This window comes from Vulcanimicrobium alpinum, from assembly GCF_027923555.1.
Taxonomy (GTDB): Bacteria; Vulcanimicrobiota; Vulcanimicrobiia; order Vulcanimicrobiales; family Vulcanimicrobiaceae; genus Vulcanimicrobium; species Vulcanimicrobium alpinum.
Genome location: NZ_AP025523.1, coordinates 374,945 through 391,128, shown reverse-complemented (window position 1 = coordinate 391,128; position 16,184 = coordinate 374,945). Strand labels below are relative to the sequence as shown.

Below are 16,184 nucleotides of genomic sequence, written 5' to 3'. Positions count from 1 at the left end.
ACTCCGAGGATACCCCGCAGGTGCGACGGAAGTCGGCGTACATGCTGAGCCTGCTGCCGCTCCTCGTGGCTCTGGCGAGCCAACCTTCTCCCGCCCCGAGCGCGGCGCCGCGCCCGACGCCGCTCACCGAGATCGGACGCGTGCGCACAAGCGTGTGCACGACGATCGTCGTGCACGCGAACGGCGCGATCACCAACGCGCTCGACAACGACCGCCTCCTCGGGATCATCACGACCAACCTGCGCAACGTCGACTTCGATCGTCTCAACGATCTGCAGCGGCGCAACGCGATCAACGATCTGATGAATCAAGCCAGCACGATCCGCGTCGGCGGCAAAGCCGCGGACGGCGAGATCAAGAAGCTGCGCGAGATGGCGGAGACGTCGACCGACCCACAGCGCAAAGCGGAGCTCAAAGCCTTTACCGACGCGCTCGGCGGCGCGATCTACCGACAGACGAAAGCGGCAGCCGAGTTCATGCGCGACGTGACGATCATGCAAGGCCGCGAAGAGTCGACCGAAGCGCACGACTTGATGACGCGCGCGAACCCGACGCCGCCGTGGATCAACGAAGCGGCGGTGAACCAGCAGCGCCAAGTGATCAACACCTCGCCCAAGTCGTACAACAAGATCATGCGCACCATCGCGGAGGATCTGGGCGACCGCAATGGCGCGATTCTGTCCGACGAGGGCGTCGCCGCCGACCATAGCGTCGCCGCCGCCTCCGGGTGCTGAACGCGGTCGGTAAGTGCGACCTGAGTCGTTTCGTTCCGACGCCGGCCGCGGTACGCTTCGCCTGATGTTCCGGGCCTTTTCGCTGGCGGCGGCCGTCGGTGCGTTTCTCCTCGCGGTTCTCGGCAGTTGGGTGCGCATCAACGGGGCGGGGATGACCTGCCCCGACTGGCCGCTGTGCAACGGCGCGCTGATCCCGTCGCTGGCGGGCGGCGTTATCTTCGAATGGTCCCATCGCCTGGTCGCGCTGGTCGAAGGCGTCGTCGTCCTCGCGGCACTCTGGGCGGCGTTGCGCGCGCGCCGTGAGATCGCCGGGGTCACGCAGACGGTCGCGTTCGTCGCGGTCGTCTTCGTCTTGCAAGTGTCGCTCGGCGGTCTGACCGTGTTCCTTGCGAACAGCCCCTGGTCGGTCGTCGTGCACTGGGGGACGGCGATGCTGTTCCTCGCCGGACTGACCGCGCTCGCGGTCCTGGCGATCGTCCGGCCGCGGCACATCGTCATCCGGCACTCCGTGCTGGGCGGCGTTCTCAGCGTCTGCCTCGTCCTCGCCTTCGCGGTGATGTGCGCCGGCGCGTACGTCAGCTCGAGCGGCGCCGGCCTGGCGTGCTCGACCCTGCCGGCCTGCGACGGCGGCAGTTGGACCGGGACGGGCGCCCTGCAGGCGGCGCAAATGACGCATCGCTGGCTGGCCGCGGCACTGTTCGCCGCCGCAACCGTCGCCGCATACGCGGCGGCGCTCGGGACGACGCCGCGCGTGCGCGTCGCCGCGCTTTTCGCCTACGCGCTGATCGTCCTGCAGGCGATGCTCGGGATCGCGAACGTCGCGTGGGCCCTGCCGATGGTGCTGCGCGAAGCACATGCCGCAAACGCCTGCGCGACCTACCTCGCGTTCCTCGGCGCGGTCGTGTTCGCGGCGATCGACGGTACGGTGCCGCTCCGCAGCGCGCACGCCGTCGAGCGGCGCACCGTGAGCGTCGGCCGCGGCGCCGAAGCGCACGGGACGCCGCAATGAGCTCGACGCTCTCACGCGTCGACGGTGCCGCGCCGTTTCCCGGCGCGAAGAGCGGTTGGCGCGCGATCGTCGACGATTATTACGAGCTCGCGAAACCGCGCATCATCTTCCTGCTGCTCGTCACGACGTTCGCGGCGATGGTGATGGCGGCGCGCGGCATCCCGCCGCTCGCGCTCACGTTCTGGACCCTGCTCGGCGGCGCGCTCTCCGCGGCCTCGGCCGGCGCGATCAACTGCGTGTGGGATCGCGACATCGACCGACTGATGGTGCGCACCAAGTTCCGGCCGGTCGCGCGCGGTGCGATCGCGCCGTGCGACGCGCTCGTCTTCGCGGCGGTCGCGCAGCTCGCCGGTTTCGCGATGCTCTACGTGCTGGTGAACCCGCTGGCCGCGTGGCTCTCGCTCGCGGGGAACGCGTATTACGTCGCGATCTACACGATGTGGCTCAAGCGCATCACCCCGCTGAACATCGTGATCGGCGGCGCGGCCGGCGCGGTCCCGCCGCTGGTCGGCTGGGCGGCGGTGACGCATCAGCTCGGCTCGCCGGCGTTCGCGCTGTTCGCGGTGATCTTCCTGTGGACGCCGCCGCACTTCTGGGCGCTCTCGCTGATGACGAACATTGACTACGACAAAGCGGGGATCCCGATGCTGCCCAACGTGAAGGGCGTCGCGCGCACGAAGCGCGAGATCATGATCTACTCGCTCGTGCTCGTCGGCGTCTCGCTCGCGTTCTTCCCGCTGCACGTGCTGGGTCCGTGCTACGGCGGCTGCGCGCTGATCCTCGGCTGCGTGTTTCTCTGGGACGCGTGGAAGGTCGCCGGCGACCCGACGAAGCGCGCGCCGCGCGTGCTCTTCAAGTACTCGCTGCTGTATCTGGCGCTGATGTGCGCGGCGATGGTGCTCGACCGCGTCGTCCCGCTGCCGCACGTCGTCTAAGCCGCCGGTACGCATCTGATGGCCGTCACCGAGACTCCGCCGGTCGCGGCCGACGCCGCGACGACCCTCGCCGGCCACCGGCTCGACCGCAGCACGATCCCGCTCCTCGTCACGCTCGGTTTGGGCGTCTTCGCCGGCGCGCTCGATTTGGGCGTGCTCTCGCCGGCGCTTCCGGCGCTCGGCAGCGCGTTCAACGTCGGGCCACACGACCTCGCGTGGGTGTTCACGCTGTACCTGCTCGCGAACGTCGTTGCGATTCCGGTGATGTCGAAGCTCGCCGACGGCAACGGACGGCGCCCGATCTACATCCTGTGCGTCGCGATCTTCGGCGCCGGAAGCGTGCTGGCGATCGCGTCGCCCAACTTCACGGTCTTCCTGATCGCCCGCGCGATCCAGGCCGCCGGCGCGGGCGGGATCTTTCCGGTCGCCACCGCGGCGATCGCCGATCGCGTGCCGGTGGAACGCCGCGGCGCCGCACTCGGACTCGTCGCCGCAACATGGGGTTTGGCGGCGATCATCGGCCCGGTCGTCGGCGGGCTCGTCACGCACGTTCTTTCGTGGCACTGGGTGTTCGCGTTCAACATCCCGCTCGCGATCGTCGTGATCGTGATGGCGCGCCGGCACGTCCCCGCGAACGCGGCGAACGTGCGCGGCCCGCTCGACGTCGCGGGGATCGTCTCGCTCGCCGCCGGCCTGCTCGCGACGATGGCGCTGCTGACGCGGCTGTACCGCGTCGACGGCGTCGCCGATCAGGCCCGCGGCTGGGCGCTGGTCGCGATCGCGCTCGCGTCGTTCGGGATCTTCGCGGCCGTGGAACGGCGCGCTGCCCAGCCGGTGATTCCGCCGGCGTTCTTTCGCGACCGTCAGCTGCTGGTGACGTACGCGCTCGAAGTGCTGATCGGCGCGCTCGAGGGTTCGCTCTTCTTTATCCCGGCCGCGCTCGTCGCCGCGCAGCATGTCAGCTACGCGGTCGCGGGCGGCGTGGCGGCAGTCGGCGCGTTCTGCTTCGTCGCCGTCATCCCGCTCTCGGGCCGCGCGCTCGACGTCGTCGGCAGCCGCGCCGTCCTGTTCGCGGGCACGCTGCTCACGGCGCTGGGGATGGTGATTTTCGCGCTCGGGTTCGCGAGCCTCGGGCTCGCGCTGCTCGCGATGGTCGTCGCCGGCGCCGGCTTCGGGTCGCTGCTCGGCGCGCCGACGCGATACATCGTGACGAACCGCGCCGGCCAGGAACGGCGCGCGAGCGCCGTCGGTCTGCTCTCGATCATGCTGATCATCGGACAGATCCTCGGCGGCTCGCTCGGCGGAGGGGTCGCCGACTCGCACGGCGATCCGATCGCCGGCTATCGCATCGCGTACTTCGTCTTCGCGGGGATCGCACTCGCCGCGGCCCTGCTCACCGCCGCGCTCGCCTCACGCTCGCAAGAGCGCGCCGCAACGTCACGCTGACGTTGCGCTATGCGAAGATCGTGCGCGCGAGCCGGTAGACCGCGTAGCCCAGCGCTGCGAAGATCGCGAGGACGACGAGCAGGTCGGTGAGGCCGCTGAAGCCGGCGACGCTGTTGCCGCAGATCGCGGTCGCGCCGGTTTTCAGGAAGAGGTCCAACCGCGCCAGCCAGTTGCCGCCGCGGCCGTGCGCAGCGTCGATCTGCGCGAGCAGTTCGTTCGGCAGCCACGCGGTCTCGGTGTTCATCTCCGTGATGCGGCCGTCGGGGCCGATCAGCACCGTGTTCTCAGCGTGGATGATCCCGACGCGCGGATCGGCGAACGCCGTGATCCCGAAACGCGCGGCGAAGTCGAGCGTCGGATCGGCATCGCCCACGGCGAAGCTCCAACGGCGCGGATCGGCGCCGAAGGTGCGCGCATAGCGCGCGAGTACCGGCGGGCGATCGTACGCCGGATCGAGCGTCACTTCGACGAGGTGCACGCGACGTGCGCCGGCGAGCTGCTGGAGCTGGCGGAACTTCGCGCTGATCAGCGGACACATGCGCGCATCCTGACAGCGAGTGTAGATGAACGAGAGGACGACATCCTGACCACGCAGCGACGAGAAGCGGAACGGCGCGCCGCGCTGGTCGACGAATGCCGCGTCGGGGACGACGTCGCCGATCTTGAGCTGCGGCACGTTGCGCAGCGGCGAGGAGACGTCCTCGGTAAGCCGCTGCCCGCTTGTGCTCTGTACGTTCGACAGCGTCCACGGTTCCGTTTCGGTGTCGACGTCGGCGTCGATCGTGGCGCCGGCTTGCAGTTGCAAGGCCCGGCTGCGGGGAACGATACGAAACTCCATCGTCATCGCCGGCATGGAACCGAAGGCGTCGTGGCGCACGATCACGTTCCCGGTCTTCGGCGTGACGGCGAGCACGACGCCGTGCACCCGCTGACCGGCACGAGCAATCCCCGGAACGAGCATCATGATCGACACGAGCAGCAGCATGATCCACGGCGTACGGCCGAGCAGACTCACCGCCGACGACCGTGCCGAGCGATTGATCCGGCGGCCCTGGACGCGCAGCGAACGCAGTGTCGTGCTCACCGGCTTCTTCGGGCGCGCAAGCATCGCGATCGAGCCGGTCATCTGCGGGATCGTGTTCTCCGTGCTGACCGTCGGCATCTTCGCCGCGCCGCACCTCTCGCCGAAATGGGTTCCAAAGGACATCATCATCGTTGCGCCCGTCTTTGCCCTGGGCGTCCTTGGCTGCGCCGTCTGGGCGCTGTGTCGGTAAGCCGCTGCCCGCTTGTGCTCTGTACGTTCGACAGCGTCCACGGTTCCGTTTCGGTGTCGACGTCGGCGTCGATCGTGGCGCCGGCTTGCAGTTGCAAGGCCCGGCTGCGGGGAACGATACGAAACTCCATCGTCATCGCCGGCATGGAACCGAAGGCGTCGTGGCGCACGATCACGTTCCCGGTCTTCGGCGTGACGGCGAGCACGACGCCGTGCACCCGCTGACCGGCACGAGCAATCCCCGGAACGAGCATCATGATCGACACGAGCAGCAGCATGATCCACGGCGTACGGCCGAGCAGACTCACCGCCGACGACCGTGCCGAGCGATTGATCCGGCGGCCCTGGACGCGCAGCGAACGCAGTGTCGTGCTCACCGGCTTCTTCGGGCGCGCAAGCATCGCGATCGAGCCGGTCATCTGCGGGATCGTGTTCTCCGTGCTGACCGTCGGCATCTTCGCCGCGCCGCACCTCTCGCCGAAATGGGTTCCAAAGGACATCATCATCGTTGCGCCCGTCTTTGCCCTGGGCGTCCTTGGCTGCGCCGTCTGGGCGCTGTGGGTGATGGCCGCGCCGGTGCGCGCGCTCTTCAATACGTTGCGACCGGTCTATATCGTAGACGGTTACATCCGCTACCGCGGACGCGACGCGTACTCGGACGAGATGTGCAACGGCTACGTCGCCGTGCTGACCGAGGATCGCAGCGTCGCTTGCGAGTGGCCGACCCTGGGGCCGGTCGAATTGCCCGAATTTGTACGTCCCGCGCTCTGCGAGTTCACCGAATACGGCGGCGTCCACACGATCGACGGCCGCTCGACCGGCGTCCTTCCGGCCCGCATCCCGGCGCTCGGCGTCGGGATCCACGGGCGCAAAGAAGAGATCGCCTAACGCGCCGCTAGAGCGGTACGGTCAGCGACTTGTCCGCCGGCCAGACGTGGCCGAATCCGGCCGTCGAAAGCACCATCCCCGCGACGATGAAGATGAGGACGACGCACGCGATCGCCGACCACGTCACGATCGGCGGAATCCCGGTCGAGATCGGCACGCCCCGATCGTCTTTCAAGTCGTACATTCTAACGGCGCTCCGCCCCAGGCTCCGCGCTCCCCATCGCTGCGCGATGGGGCCCCCACGCAGCGACCGCGCTCGCGATCATCGATCGTGCGCGATCCCCAGAGGGCGCGCTCCTCATCATGGTCTTCATTACGCACCGCCTCCGCGCGGAAGAACACCGAACGACGCCAGCAGCACGAGGATGCAGCCGAACGCCATCAGGCCGAGAAGTACCTTGGTGACGTTGTCGTCGAGCCCGGTCTTCCGCCACTCGCCTCGCAATCCGATGATCGCGAACACAAACACCGCCACCGCGCCGATCAGCGCGATGATTTTTTCAACTCCGGCCAGTCCTTCCATATCGAATCGCCTCGCTTACCAGAGATAGAACAGGAAGAACAGTGCGACCCAGATGACGTCGACGAAGTGCCAGTAGAGCGTGCCGGCGGTGAGGCCGAAGTAGCGTTCCTGGTCGTAGACGTTGCGCTGGGTTTGCAGCCAGAGGACGATGAGGTAGACCACGCCGACGAAGACGTGGAAACCGTGCATCCCGGTGAGCGTGAAGAACGACGCGCCGAAAATGCTGCCGCTCCAGCCGCCGATCTGCGCGTGCGCGTACTCGTAGGCTTGACCGCCGAGAAAGCCCGCGCCGAGCAGGATCGTCAGCAGCATGAAGAGGTTGTAGCGCGGGCGGTTTCCGTGCTTCCAGTTCTCCAGCGCGTAGTGCATCGTGACGCCGGAGCCGAACAGCACCACCGAGTTGACGGCCGCGAACGCGGTGTCGAGCCGCGGCAACTGGTGGCCGTCCAGGATCGGCGGCCACGTCGGTGAGACGGTCGTGCGCAGGTAGATGTACGCGAAGATGAACGCCGAGAACAGCACGACGTCGGAACCGAGGAACAGGACGAACCCCAGGAGACGCATGTCGCGCGTCTCCTGGTAGATCACCAGTTCGTGTTCGTGATCGCCGTGCTCGCCGTGTCCGAGGTTGTAGCCTTGTTTGGCGATGGAGACCGCCATGTCGCTTCCCTACGCTCCCTTTAGTACGCGGGCACCGGATGCGACGACATCGTCGGCGTCGCTTCCGTCGCGCCCGGTGCGGCGTCGAGGCCAATGTACGGGAGCGGGTTTCCGAAGTCGTACGGCGTCGCGAGAACGGCCGGGATCTTCTTGTAGTTGTAATACGGCGGCGGCGACGCGATCATCCACTCCAGCGTGCGCGCACCCCACGGGTTGGGCCCCGCGATCTTCCCGCTGCGGAACGAGGTGAAGAGGTTGTAGAGGAACAGCAGCATCGACGCGGCGAGCACGAACGACGAGACCGACGCGAACTGATTCCAGAACTGGTACGCCGGGTCGTAGTAGGGCACGCGGCGCGGCATCCCCATCAGTCCGAGCCAATGCATCGGCATGAACGTGCCGTTGAAGGCGAGGAACGTGATCCAGAAGTGGATCTGGCCGAGGCGCTCATCGTACATGCGCCCGGTCATCTTCGGCCACCAGTAGTAGATGCCGGCGAACAGCCCCATCACCGAGCCGCCGTAGAGCACGTAGTGGAAGTGCGCGACCACGAAATAGGTGCCGTGCTCGTGGTAGTCGGCCGGGACCGCCGCGAGGAAGAATCCGGTCAGCCCGCCGCACGTGAACGTGATCAGGAAGCCCGTTGCGAAGAGCATCGGCGTCGTCCAGCGGATCGATCCCCCCCACAACGTCGCCATCCACGAGAAGATTTTGATCCCGGTGGGGACCGCGATGACCATCGTGAGGATCATGAACGGCAGCTGCAGCCACGGCACCATCCCGGAGGTGAACATGTGGTGCGCCCAGACCGAGAAGCCGAGCAGCGCGATCGCCACCGACGAGAACGCGATCATCTTGTAGCCGAAGATCGGTTTGCGCGAGAACGTCGGCAGCACTTCCGAGACGATCCCGAACGCCGGCAGGATCATGATGTACACGGCCGGGTGCGAGTAGAACCAGAACATGTGCTGCCACAGCAACGGCGAGCCGCCGTGCTTGGGATCGTAGAACGGGACGCCGAAGGTGCGTTCGAGGAAGAGCGCGAGCAGCGCGCCGGCCAGCGCCGTCGTCGCGATGAACGAGAGACCGGCGGTCGCGAGCTGCGCCCACACGAAGAGCGGCATGCGGGTGAACGTCATCCCCGGCGCCCGCATCTTCACGATCGTGACGATGAAGTTGATCCCAGTCAGCGTCGAGCTGATCCCGATCAGGAAGATCGCGATGCACCACATCGTGGTGCCGGGCGGTCCCTGCAGCGAGATCGGCGGGTACTCGGTCCAGCCCGCATCCGGCGCCCCGATCAGGAACGACGAGAACAGAATCACGCCGGCGACCGGGAACATCCAGAACGCCGCCAGGTTGAGCCACGGGAACGCGACGTCGCGCGCGCCGATCTGCAGCGGCATCACGAAGTTGCCGAACGCTCCGGTGACCAGCGGGATGATCACCATCCACACCATCGCCGAGCCGTGCATCGAGTACACCTGGTTGTAGGTCGCCGCGGTGACGAACGTGTTCTGCGGCGAGAGGAGCTGGACGCGGATGATCTCGGCGAGCAGACCTGCGATCAGGAAGAACAGCCCGCCCGTGATCATGTACTGGATCCCGATGACCTTGTGATCGATCGAGAAGATGTACTTGCGGATGAAGCTGGTCGGCTCGGGGTGGATGTGGTCGAGGACCGCGTGATACGAGCCCGTCTTGACTCCGGGGGCGAGCGTTGCCATAAGTCGGCTGTTCTCCGTTATTTCTTCGAGAGGCTGACGAGGTAGGCGACCAGATTCGCGATGTCGGTGTTCGAAATCTGGTTCACTTGCGAACTGGGCATGATGCCGAGATCACCCTGGTATCCGTTTTTGAGGATCATCGCGACGTTCTGCGGCGTCGGGTCGGCGCCGTTGACGAGCTTAGGATGCGCCGAGTCGCTGAAGATCTGACCGAGGCCCGGACCGACGAGCTTCTGCGCGTACGGGCCGACCGAGTGGCAGGCGCTGCACTTCTGCCCGAAGAGCGCCTGTCCAGCATCGGCCTTCCCGGCGCCCAGCGCGATCGCCGCCGAACTTCCGCCGCCTGCGCCCGCGGTGCCGCCCTGCTGGTGGAACCACTTGGCGAAGTCCTGCTGGTTCTCGACCACGACCTGCGTCTTCATCAGCCCGTGGCCGTCGCCGCAGAACTCGGTGCAGATGATGCGGTACGTCCCCGCCTTGGTCGGCGTGACGCGCAGCGTGTTCACCAAACCCGGCACCATGTCGGCCTTGATGCGCATCTCCGGGATCCAGAATCCGTGCAGCACGTCGCGCGAGGTCACGTGGATCGTCGTCGGCGTGTTGAGCGGCAGGTGCATGATCCCGGTGACGGGCTGCGCCAGCTTTGGATAGCGGAACTGAAAGCCGAACTGATAGCCGATCGCCTCCACGGTGAGCACGTCGCCTTGGGTGTTCTGGATGTCGCTCCAGATCTTCACCGAGAAGATCGCAAGGATCACGACGAGGATCGTCGGGATCACCGTCCACCAGAACTCGAGGACCGGCTGATCGTGGATCTGCACGCCGATCGCGCTCGCGGGCGCGTCGTTCGGCCGGCGGAACACGATCGCGAAATAGATCGTGTAGATCGTGACGATGTTGAAGATCCACGACGCGACAATCCCGAGGAACTTGAACAGGAAGTCGGTGGAAGGAGCGGGATCGCCGGCGGGGATCAGCCCGATCGGCCAGTCGCTGATCCAGGTGAAGTAGCTCATCAGCGCCGACACGATCACGATCAGCGCGGTGATCTGCCAAAATCCAGGGCCGAGATTCGTCTTCGGCTTGACGGTCCGCTGTGCCAAGAGCTCCTCGCTACGCGATATGTCGCCTCCCCCCGGCGGCGCTCGACGCGCCTTGTTCTCCTCGCGAGGTGGCTGCAACTCCTACTATCGTGGACGAGACGAACGCGGTCGCTGACTTTTCACGATGTCGCCGAGGTGAACCGCCGCACGAGCACGTCGACGTTCGTGATCGCCGTCCCGACGACGACCGCCTGCGCCCCGGCGGCGAACGCCGACCGTACCGCCGCCGGCGTCCCGACCCCGCCTTCGCACACGGCGAAGCGTCCCGTCGCCGCGCACGCCCGCACCAGGTCGAGCGCCGGCAGCTCCGTCCCCCGCGTGGCCTTGGTGTACCCGCAGAGCGTCGTCGCCGTCACGTCGGCGCCTGCCGCGGCGGCGCGGCGCACGTCGTCGGCGGTGGCGCAGTCGGCCATCGCGAGGGCGCCCCGCGCGTGGATGGCGCCGACCATCGCGGCGTCGTCCCAGCCACCCGGCCGCGGCCGCCCGGTCGCGTCGAACGCGACAATCTCCGCGCCGGCGGCGACGACCTCCGCGATCTCGCGCTCGGTCGCCGTGATGTAGGGTGCGAACCCATCGTACTGACGTTTGACGATCCCGACGATCGGGATGTCCACGGCGCGCCGCACCGCGCCCAGCCGCGCGAGGCCCTCGGCCCGGACCCCGGCAGCCCCGTTCGCCGCCGCGACCCGCGCGAGCAGGGCGATCGCCTCCGGTGCGTTGAGCGGCGAGCCGCCTTCCGCCTGGACCGAGACGATCACGCCGCCGCGCAGTGCTTCGAGGACGCTCACTCGACGATCCGCTCGGGGTGCGCCAGCCCCGCGTCGTCGAATGCCAACAGCGCTGCGCCAACCGCCGCGTCGTAGCGAGGCGGTACGACGATCGCCGCCGGCGCGAGCGGGGCGAGCCGGTCGCGAATCGCCGCCCGGAACCCCTCGCCGCTCACCGCGCCGCCGACGAACGCGACGCGCGGGGTCCGTTCGCCCAAGTCGAGCCGGGCGATCGTCGTCGCGGCGAGTCGGGCGAGCGCGCGTGCAGCGTCGTCGACGACGGCGGCCGCGTCGGCGTCGCCGAGCCGCGCGCCGTCGTGGACGAGCCGCGCGAACGACGCCAGCGCGGCGCGCGTGATCCGGCCCGTCAGCGCCGCGGTCGCCAGCGCGCGCAGATCGCGCACGTCGAAATACGAGAGCGCTGCGTCGCCTAGCGGCGCGCGCTCGCCGCGATCTTCGGCGCGCATCGCGCTTGCGAGCGCCTCGCGAGCGATCGCATACGCGCTCCCCTCGTCGCCGAAGAGGTGGCCCCAGCCGCCGACGGTCACCGTCCGCGTGCCGTCGTCACCGTAGCCGACCGAGCCCGTCCCGGCGATGACGACGATCGCGGGCCGCGCCTGCACAGCGCCGGCGAGCGCGATCGGCGCGTCGTGCAGCAGACGCATTCGGCGCGCGGGCAGGCGCGGCGCAGCGCCGTCGAAGTGCCGGTCGTAGCCGGAGATGCCGGCGACGGCCGCTTCGAGCATCGTCGCGGGCGGAAGGCCGCCGGCGGCGAGCGCGCGCGTCACGGCGGCGCCGAGCGCGTCGGCGCAGCGCGTCGATCCCGGCGGTTCGTCGACGTGATCGGCCGGGCCGGCGGTTCCCCGGCCGCGGATGCGGCCGTCGTCGCCGACGATCACGGCGGTCGTCGACGACTGTCCGCCATCGATGCCGGCGACGTAGCGCACTACGCGTCGCGCGTCACGTGCGCGGCGAACGCGTCGGCGGCGCGCTCGCGCGCGGCGCGGTCGCCGAGAGACGGGATCTCGCCGATCGCTTCGCGGTGATGGTACAACTCGTGCGCGATCGCGCGGTCGATCGCATCGCGCACCTCGCACGACGACGCGCGCGGGAGCGCGCGCTCGTTGATGCGGATCACCGGACCGCGCGGATCGTACTCGGCGACGAGCGTCGTGCCGCCCCATGCGCCGAGGTCGCCGACTTCGATGCGCACGCCGTAGGCGGCGGCGATGCCGCGGACGTCAGGCACGTTCACCGCTGCCCTTCGACGAGCTCACGGTGACGGGAACGTTCGCGGTGACGGAGGAGCGGCGCAAGTCGACGCCGTCGGCGATCAGGCGGGCGCGCAGGCGTTCGGGGTCGAGTTCGCGCGGGCCGACGCCGGCGTGGAGCGAGAGCGCCGCCGCCGTTCCGGCGGCTTGGCCGAGCGTCATCACCGTCGGCGTCAGCCGCGTCGACGCGAGCGCCTCGTGCGTCGTCGAGATGCAGCGGCCGGCGACGAGCAGATCGTCGACGTTGAGCGGGACCAGACAGCGGTACGGGATCTCGTACGAACCGCCGGCCGGCGGCCGATGCGTCGTGGTGCCGCTGCTGGACGGATTGTGGATGTCGATCGGGTACGCGCTGCGCGCGACGGCGTCGGGAAACGCGCGCGCGTGCAGGACGTCGTCGGCGGTCAGCGTGTACTCGCCGGCGATGCGGCGCGACTCGCGCACGCCGATCTGCGTCGCGGTCGCCGCGATCCGCGCGTTCGCAAATCCCGGCACGTCGCGGCGAAAGAACGCGAGCAGCTGCATCACCTGCGCGCGCGCTTCGATCTCCGCGCGCGTGAGATCGTCGGGGTCGAGCGGATCGACGTCGACGACACGGGTCATGTTGACCGTCACCTCGTCGTCGTAGGGCGTCGCGAAGAGCGAGACCAGCTCGCGCGGAACGCTGACGTCGCCGCGCTCGCGGGCCGCCTGCCACAGCTCGTAGAGCCCGGCGACGGCGGTGAGCGCTTCGGGCGTTCGTTCGTGCGCTTTGAGCGAACTGCGCATCTGTTCGGGATTGCGGCGAACGTACTGCGCAAGCGCATCGCGATCGACGTGCGAGAGCCGGAACATCAGGCTCGCCGGCTGGACGCGGCCGCGCGCGTCGCCCTGCTGCGTCGGCACGCCCGCACTCGCCGCGACGTACGCGTCCGCGGTCGCGTCGATCGTCCGTTTCGCGCGGATCTCGCGCGTCCCGCCGACGGTCGCGAAGCGGCCGCCCGCGACGCGCTCGCCCGACATCACCGCGTCGAGGAACCACGCGTGCAGCAGCAGCGCGACGCCGCTCTCGCGCATCATCTCGAACAGCAGCGCCTTGTGCATCTCCGGGTCGAACGGCGTGATCGTCGGGACGTAGTCGGAGGCGTCGCGGATGTGTCCCGGCGAGCCGCCCCGCGCGACGAGCCGCTCGACGATCTCCTGCGCGATCCCGCCGACGATCCGGTCATCGCCGGAGTGAAACGTCATCCACGGTCCGACCATCGACGCGGTCGCGGTGCCCCCGAGAAAACCGTAGCGCTCGACGAGCATCACGCGCGCACCCGTGCGCGCCGCCGCAATCGCGGCGGCGCACCCGGCGTTTCCGCCGCCGACCACGAGGACGTCGTACTCGCGCATCTCCGCGCCTTCGCGCACCGCGTTGCCCGCTCCGTTCGCGACGAAACGTTCGACGGTTGGGCGAGTCGGCGGGCCCTCGCGCGCGCCGTCGCGGGGGCTTCGCTGGAGTGCCTGCCGCTCGCTGCGGTTTTCTACCGCTGACGGCGGCGCCGTCAGGCGCGTTTCGTCACGGTCACCACGACGACGGGCTCGGCGGCGTCGACGCCGTCGAGTTCGTCGCGCACGAGCCCCGCGATCTGTGCGGCCTCCGCCATCCCGCTGAACTCGGCGATGCGCGCGCCGCGCAGGAGAAACACATCCGGCAGCGATCGGCCCACGTCGCCGAACGTCGTGGCGTCGTCGATCTCGCGCGGCAGCGCGTCGGCAACGGTGCCGGCGGCGAGCGTACGCGCGCGCGCTGACGGGAGCACGAGCCGCACGACCGCGCGCGCATCGACGACCGCGAGTTCGCGCGCGCCCGCGGCGACGAGCAGGCCAGGGGTGCGCGCGACGATGCGCACGTCCGCGGCCCGTTCGCGCAGGTGCTCGGCGGCGGCGGCGATCCGTTCCGTCTCACCTGCGGTCGCCGAGCCGCCGGCGTCCTGCGCCATCGCCGTGGCGCCGGACGCGGTGGCACGCACGCGGTTGCGCGCCGTGTCGATCTCGACCGCCACCTCGACGAAGTCGCGGTTGGCGCCGGAGGCAACCGCAGCGTCGATCGCCTCGCGCCGGATACGCGCGAGGTCGGCGGGTTGGGGATCGACGATCGTCCGTTCGACGACGTCGCGGACGAGCGCGAGCGCGACGCCGACCGGCGAGATCACCGCCGCGTCGCGCGCAATGCGGTGCGCGAAGCCCAGCCGCTGCGCGGCGTAGGGAACGAGCGCGGCCGCGCCGCCGCCGCCGCCGACGAGCACCACGGTCGCCGGATCGAGCCCGTAGTCGGCGATGAGCTCCTCGATCGTCGCCCGCAGACGGTCGGAGGCACGATCGAGGATCGCCCGCGCAAGCGCGTCGGCGTCGGTGCCGAGTTCGGCGGCGACGAGCGCGCACGCGGCGCGCGCCGCCTCGCGATCGCCGGCCGCGAACGCGCCTTGGGGGACGGCGCCCAGCGCGTTCGCCGCACACGTCGGCGTCACCGCGATCCGCGTCCCGTCGGCGGCAACCAGAGCGCCCACGCCGGCGGAGAGGTCGGCGCGCGCGCTTGCGATCGTCTCGCGGGCGGTGAACGCTGCGTAGTGATATCCCGCGATGTGCGCGGAGCGCGGACCGACCTCGACGACGCGCCCGTGCTGCAGCCGTGCGAGCGAACCTCCCGCGACGGCGATCGTGCGCACGTCGAGCGTGCGCAGGAGCGTACGGTGGCCGCCGATCTGTGCCGGACGCATCTGCGGCTGACCCCGCCGGATCACCGAGCAGTCGGCACTCGTCCCTCCGACTTCGATGAAGATCCCGTCGGTGACGTTCTCGTGAAAGAGCGCGCCGGCGATCCCCGCCGCGGGACCAGAGAGCATGGTGAGGATCGGGCGCCGCTCGACTTCGCCGACGTCCATCACGCCGCCGTCGCTCCGCATGATCATCAGCGGCGCGGGGATGCGCGCGTCGGCGACGGCACGCGCGGTGACGCGCGACGTGCGCAGCATCCGCGGCAGGATCGCAGCGTTGAGCGCGGCGGTGCGAGTGCGCGCGCGCAGGCCGTATTGCGTCGACACCTCGGCGCCGCTCGTCGCGGCGATCCCGCGCGCGCGCGCCGCGCCGACGAGCGCGGCTTCGCGCTGTGGCCGGTCGACGCCGAACGCATCGCTGACCGCGATCGCGTCGACGCCCCCCGCGGCGGCGGCATCCAGCGCGGCGGGATCGCGTCCGTCGTACCACCGCGGCGCGAACTGCACTCCTTCGGCGAGCGCGAACGGCGCGAATCGCGCGAAGGCGCGCACGACCGGTCCGCCGAGGAGCAGGACGCCGACGGTCGCGATGTCGCCTTCGAGCAGCGCGTTCGTCGCCTGCGTCGTCGAGTGCGCGATGAACGCGATCGCGTGCGCGTCGACCTGCGGCTCGGCGAGGATCCGCTCCAGGCCCGCCACGATCCCGGCCGCGACGCCGTCGGGATGATCGTGCGTCGTCGGCACTTTCACCGCCGCGATCAGTTCGCGCGTCGCCGCGTCGACCGCGACGACGTCGGTGAACGTCCCGCCGACGTCGATTCCGATGCGCAGCCGCGCGCCGCTCAGCGGTCGGGGCCCATCAGCTCGTCGACGGTAAACGTCACGTCCGGGAACGCGAGCCGCGCATCGAGGCGGCTCCGCAGGACGTCGGCGATCCGCGCAACGACGGAGACGTGCGGCGGTCCTTGCGGCGGCGCCACGATGACGTCGCCGTCCAAGCCTTCCACGCGTTCGTCGTCTCCGAGAATCCCCGCTTGCGCCATCGCATTGTATTCCGTGACGCTGACGTGACGCCGTATCGCTTCGACTGCCATATCACTCATCGCG

Annotated in this window: 18 protein-coding genes; 5 read left to right on the top strand and 13 right to left on the bottom strand. The window is 69.4% G+C overall.

Annotated elements, in window-relative coordinates; translation table 11 throughout:
- Window positions 1-41: 41 nt before the first annotated feature.
- The 4 genes from WPS_RS01930 to WPS_RS01915 all read left to right on the top strand — a co-directional run bounded on the left by WPS_RS01930 (window position 42) and on the right by WPS_RS01915 (window position 4,124).
- Window positions 42-734 carry a hypothetical protein gene (locus WPS_RS01930; protein ID WP_317996179.1) on the top strand — a complete coding sequence of 231 codons (693 nt, stop codon included), beginning with the start codon at window positions 42-44 and terminating at the stop codon, window positions 732-734.
- Window positions 735-798: 64 nt separating this feature from the next.
- Window positions 799-1,743 (top strand): COX15/CtaA family protein, encoded by a 945-nt coding sequence (locus tag WPS_RS01925; RefSeq protein WP_317996178.1) that lies wholly within the window; start codon window positions 799-801, stop codon window positions 1,741-1,743.
- Window positions 1,740-2,678, top strand: a complete 939-nt coding sequence (locus tag WPS_RS01920) for a heme o synthase (RefSeq protein ID WP_317996177.1) — start codon at window positions 1,740-1,742, stop codon at window positions 2,676-2,678. The genes WPS_RS01925 and WPS_RS01920 overlap by 4 nt, the downstream gene beginning before the upstream one ends.
- An 18-nt stretch (window positions 2,679-2,696) precedes the next feature.
- Complete coding sequence (locus WPS_RS01915; RefSeq protein WP_317996176.1) at window positions 2,697-4,124, top strand: MFS transporter; 1,428 nt, start codon at window positions 2,697-2,699, stop codon at window positions 4,122-4,124.
- A 7-nt stretch (window positions 4,125-4,131) separates the two neighbouring features.
- Here the strand turns inward: WPS_RS01915 and WPS_RS01910 are convergent, their stop codons facing one another.
- Both WPS_RS01910 and WPS_RS01905 read right to left on the bottom strand, forming a co-directional pair.
- On the bottom strand, window positions 4,132-5,286 hold the full coding sequence (locus tag WPS_RS01910) for an SCO family protein (RefSeq protein WP_317996175.1): 1,155 nt from the start codon (window positions 5,284-5,286) through the stop codon (window positions 4,132-4,134).
- 47 nt (window positions 5,287-5,333) lie between these two features.
- Window positions 5,334-5,675: a copper-binding protein gene (locus tag WPS_RS01905; RefSeq protein ID WP_317996174.1), complete on the bottom strand. Its 342-nt coding sequence runs from the start codon at window positions 5,673-5,675 to the stop codon at window positions 5,334-5,336.
- Here WPS_RS01905 and WPS_RS01900 point away from each other — a divergent pair.
- Window positions 5,653-6,285: a hypothetical protein gene (locus WPS_RS01900; RefSeq protein WP_317996173.1), complete on the top strand. Its 633-nt coding sequence runs from the start codon at window positions 5,653-5,655 to the stop codon at window positions 6,283-6,285. The two genes, WPS_RS01905 and WPS_RS01900, sit on opposite strands and share 23 nt — an antisense overlap.
- Window positions 6,286-6,292: 7 nt before the next feature.
- Here the strand turns inward: WPS_RS01900 and WPS_RS01895 are convergent, their stop codons facing one another.
- From WPS_RS01895 to WPS_RS01845, 11 genes are all read right to left on the bottom strand, one after another.
- Window positions 6,293-6,469 (bottom strand): hypothetical protein, encoded by a 177-nt coding sequence (locus WPS_RS01895; protein ID WP_317996172.1) that lies wholly within the window; start codon window positions 6,467-6,469, stop codon window positions 6,293-6,295.
- A 129-nt stretch (window positions 6,470-6,598) separates the two neighbouring features.
- A complete protein-coding gene (locus WPS_RS01890; RefSeq protein WP_317996171.1) occupies window positions 6,599-6,808 on the bottom strand; it encodes a hypothetical protein in 210 nt (69 codons plus the stop codon).
- 15 nt (window positions 6,809-6,823) lie between these two features.
- A complete protein-coding gene (locus WPS_RS01885) occupies window positions 6,824-7,468 on the bottom strand; it encodes a cytochrome c oxidase subunit 3 (protein WP_317996170.1) in 645 nt (214 codons plus the stop codon).
- Window positions 7,469-7,488: 20 nt separating this feature from the next.
- Window positions 7,489-9,195, bottom strand: coding sequence for a cytochrome c oxidase subunit I (ctaD, locus tag WPS_RS01880; RefSeq protein ID WP_317996169.1), 1,707 nt, complete (start codon window positions 9,193-9,195; stop codon window positions 7,489-7,491).
- Between the two features lie 17 nt (window positions 9,196-9,212).
- A complete protein-coding gene (gene coxB / locus WPS_RS01875; RefSeq protein ID WP_317996168.1) occupies window positions 9,213-10,298 on the bottom strand; it encodes a cytochrome c oxidase subunit II in 1,086 nt (361 codons plus the stop codon).
- Between the two features lie 119 nt (window positions 10,299-10,417).
- Complete coding sequence (locus WPS_RS01870; RefSeq protein WP_317996167.1) at window positions 10,418-11,086, bottom strand: putative N-acetylmannosamine-6-phosphate 2-epimerase; 669 nt, start codon at window positions 11,084-11,086, stop codon at window positions 10,418-10,420.
- Window positions 11,083-12,012, bottom strand: a complete 930-nt coding sequence (locus WPS_RS01865) for an N-acetylglucosamine kinase (RefSeq protein WP_317996166.1) — start codon at window positions 12,010-12,012, stop codon at window positions 11,083-11,085. The genes WPS_RS01870 and WPS_RS01865 overlap by 4 nt, the downstream gene beginning before the upstream one ends.
- Entirely contained in the window at window positions 12,012-12,320 is a 309-nt protein-coding gene (locus WPS_RS01860; protein ID WP_317996165.1) for a hypothetical protein, read from the bottom strand. Before WPS_RS01860 ends, WPS_RS01865 begins: the two co-directional genes overlap by 1 nt.
- Window positions 12,307-13,731, bottom strand: coding sequence for an FAD-dependent oxidoreductase (locus WPS_RS01855; RefSeq protein WP_317996164.1), 1,425 nt, complete (start codon window positions 13,729-13,731; stop codon window positions 12,307-12,309). The genes WPS_RS01860 and WPS_RS01855 overlap by 14 nt, the downstream gene beginning before the upstream one ends.
- Window positions 13,732-13,865: 134 nt before the next feature.
- The gene (locus WPS_RS01850; RefSeq protein WP_317997588.1) at window positions 13,866-15,896 is read right to left on the bottom strand and encodes a hydantoinase/oxoprolinase family protein; all 2,031 of its coding nucleotides are present in this window, start codon (window positions 15,894-15,896) and stop codon (window positions 13,866-13,868) included.
- 23 nt (window positions 15,897-15,919) lie between these two features.
- On the bottom strand, window positions 15,920-16,180 hold the full coding sequence (locus WPS_RS01845) for a hypothetical protein (protein ID WP_317996163.1): 261 nt from the start codon (window positions 16,178-16,180) through the stop codon (window positions 15,920-15,922).
- Window positions 16,181-16,184 lie beyond the last annotated feature (4 nt).

Excerpts from the sequence above, each read along its gene's own strand:
- WPS_RS01920 (WP_317996177.1), top strand. The coding sequence starts at position 1,740 with ATGAGCTCGACGCTCTCACGCGTCGACGGTGCCGCGCCGTTTCCCGGC.
- WPS_RS01915 (WP_317996176.1), top strand. The coding sequence starts at position 2,697 with ATGGCCGTCACCGAGACTCCGCCGGTCGCGGCCGACGCCGCGACGACC.
- WPS_RS01925 (WP_317996178.1), top strand. The coding sequence starts at position 799 with ATGTTCCGGGCCTTTTCGCTGGCGGCGGCCGTCGGTGCGTTTCTCCTC.
- WPS_RS01885 (WP_317996170.1), bottom strand. The coding sequence starts at position 7,468 with ATGGCGGTCTCCATCGCCAAACAAGGCTACAACCTCGGACACGGCGAG.
- WPS_RS01895 (WP_317996172.1), bottom strand. The coding sequence starts at position 6,469 with ATGTACGACTTGAAAGACGATCGGGGCGTGCCGATCTCGACCGGGATT.
- ctaD (WP_317996169.1), bottom strand. The coding sequence starts at position 9,195 with ATGGCAACGCTCGCCCCCGGAGTCAAGACGGGCTCGTATCACGCGGTC.
- WPS_RS01905 (WP_317996174.1), bottom strand. The coding sequence starts at position 5,675 with ATGCTGCTGCTCGTGTCGATCATGATGCTCGTTCCGGGGATTGCTCGT.
- WPS_RS01890 (WP_317996171.1), bottom strand. The coding sequence starts at position 6,808 with ATGGAAGGACTGGCCGGAGTTGAAAAAATCATCGCGCTGATCGGCGCG.
- WPS_RS01845 (WP_317996163.1), bottom strand. The coding sequence starts at position 16,180 with ATGAGTGATATGGCAGTCGAAGCGATACGGCGTCACGTCAGCGTCACG.
- WPS_RS01900 (WP_317996173.1), top strand. The coding sequence starts at position 5,653 with ATGATCGACACGAGCAGCAGCATGATCCACGGCGTACGGCCGAGCAGA.
- WPS_RS01910 (WP_317996175.1), bottom strand. The coding sequence starts at position 5,286 with ATGCCGACGGTCAGCACGGAGAACACGATCCCGCAGATGACCGGCTCG.
- WPS_RS01930 (WP_317996179.1), top strand. The coding sequence starts at position 42 with ATGCTGAGCCTGCTGCCGCTCCTCGTGGCTCTGGCGAGCCAACCTTCT.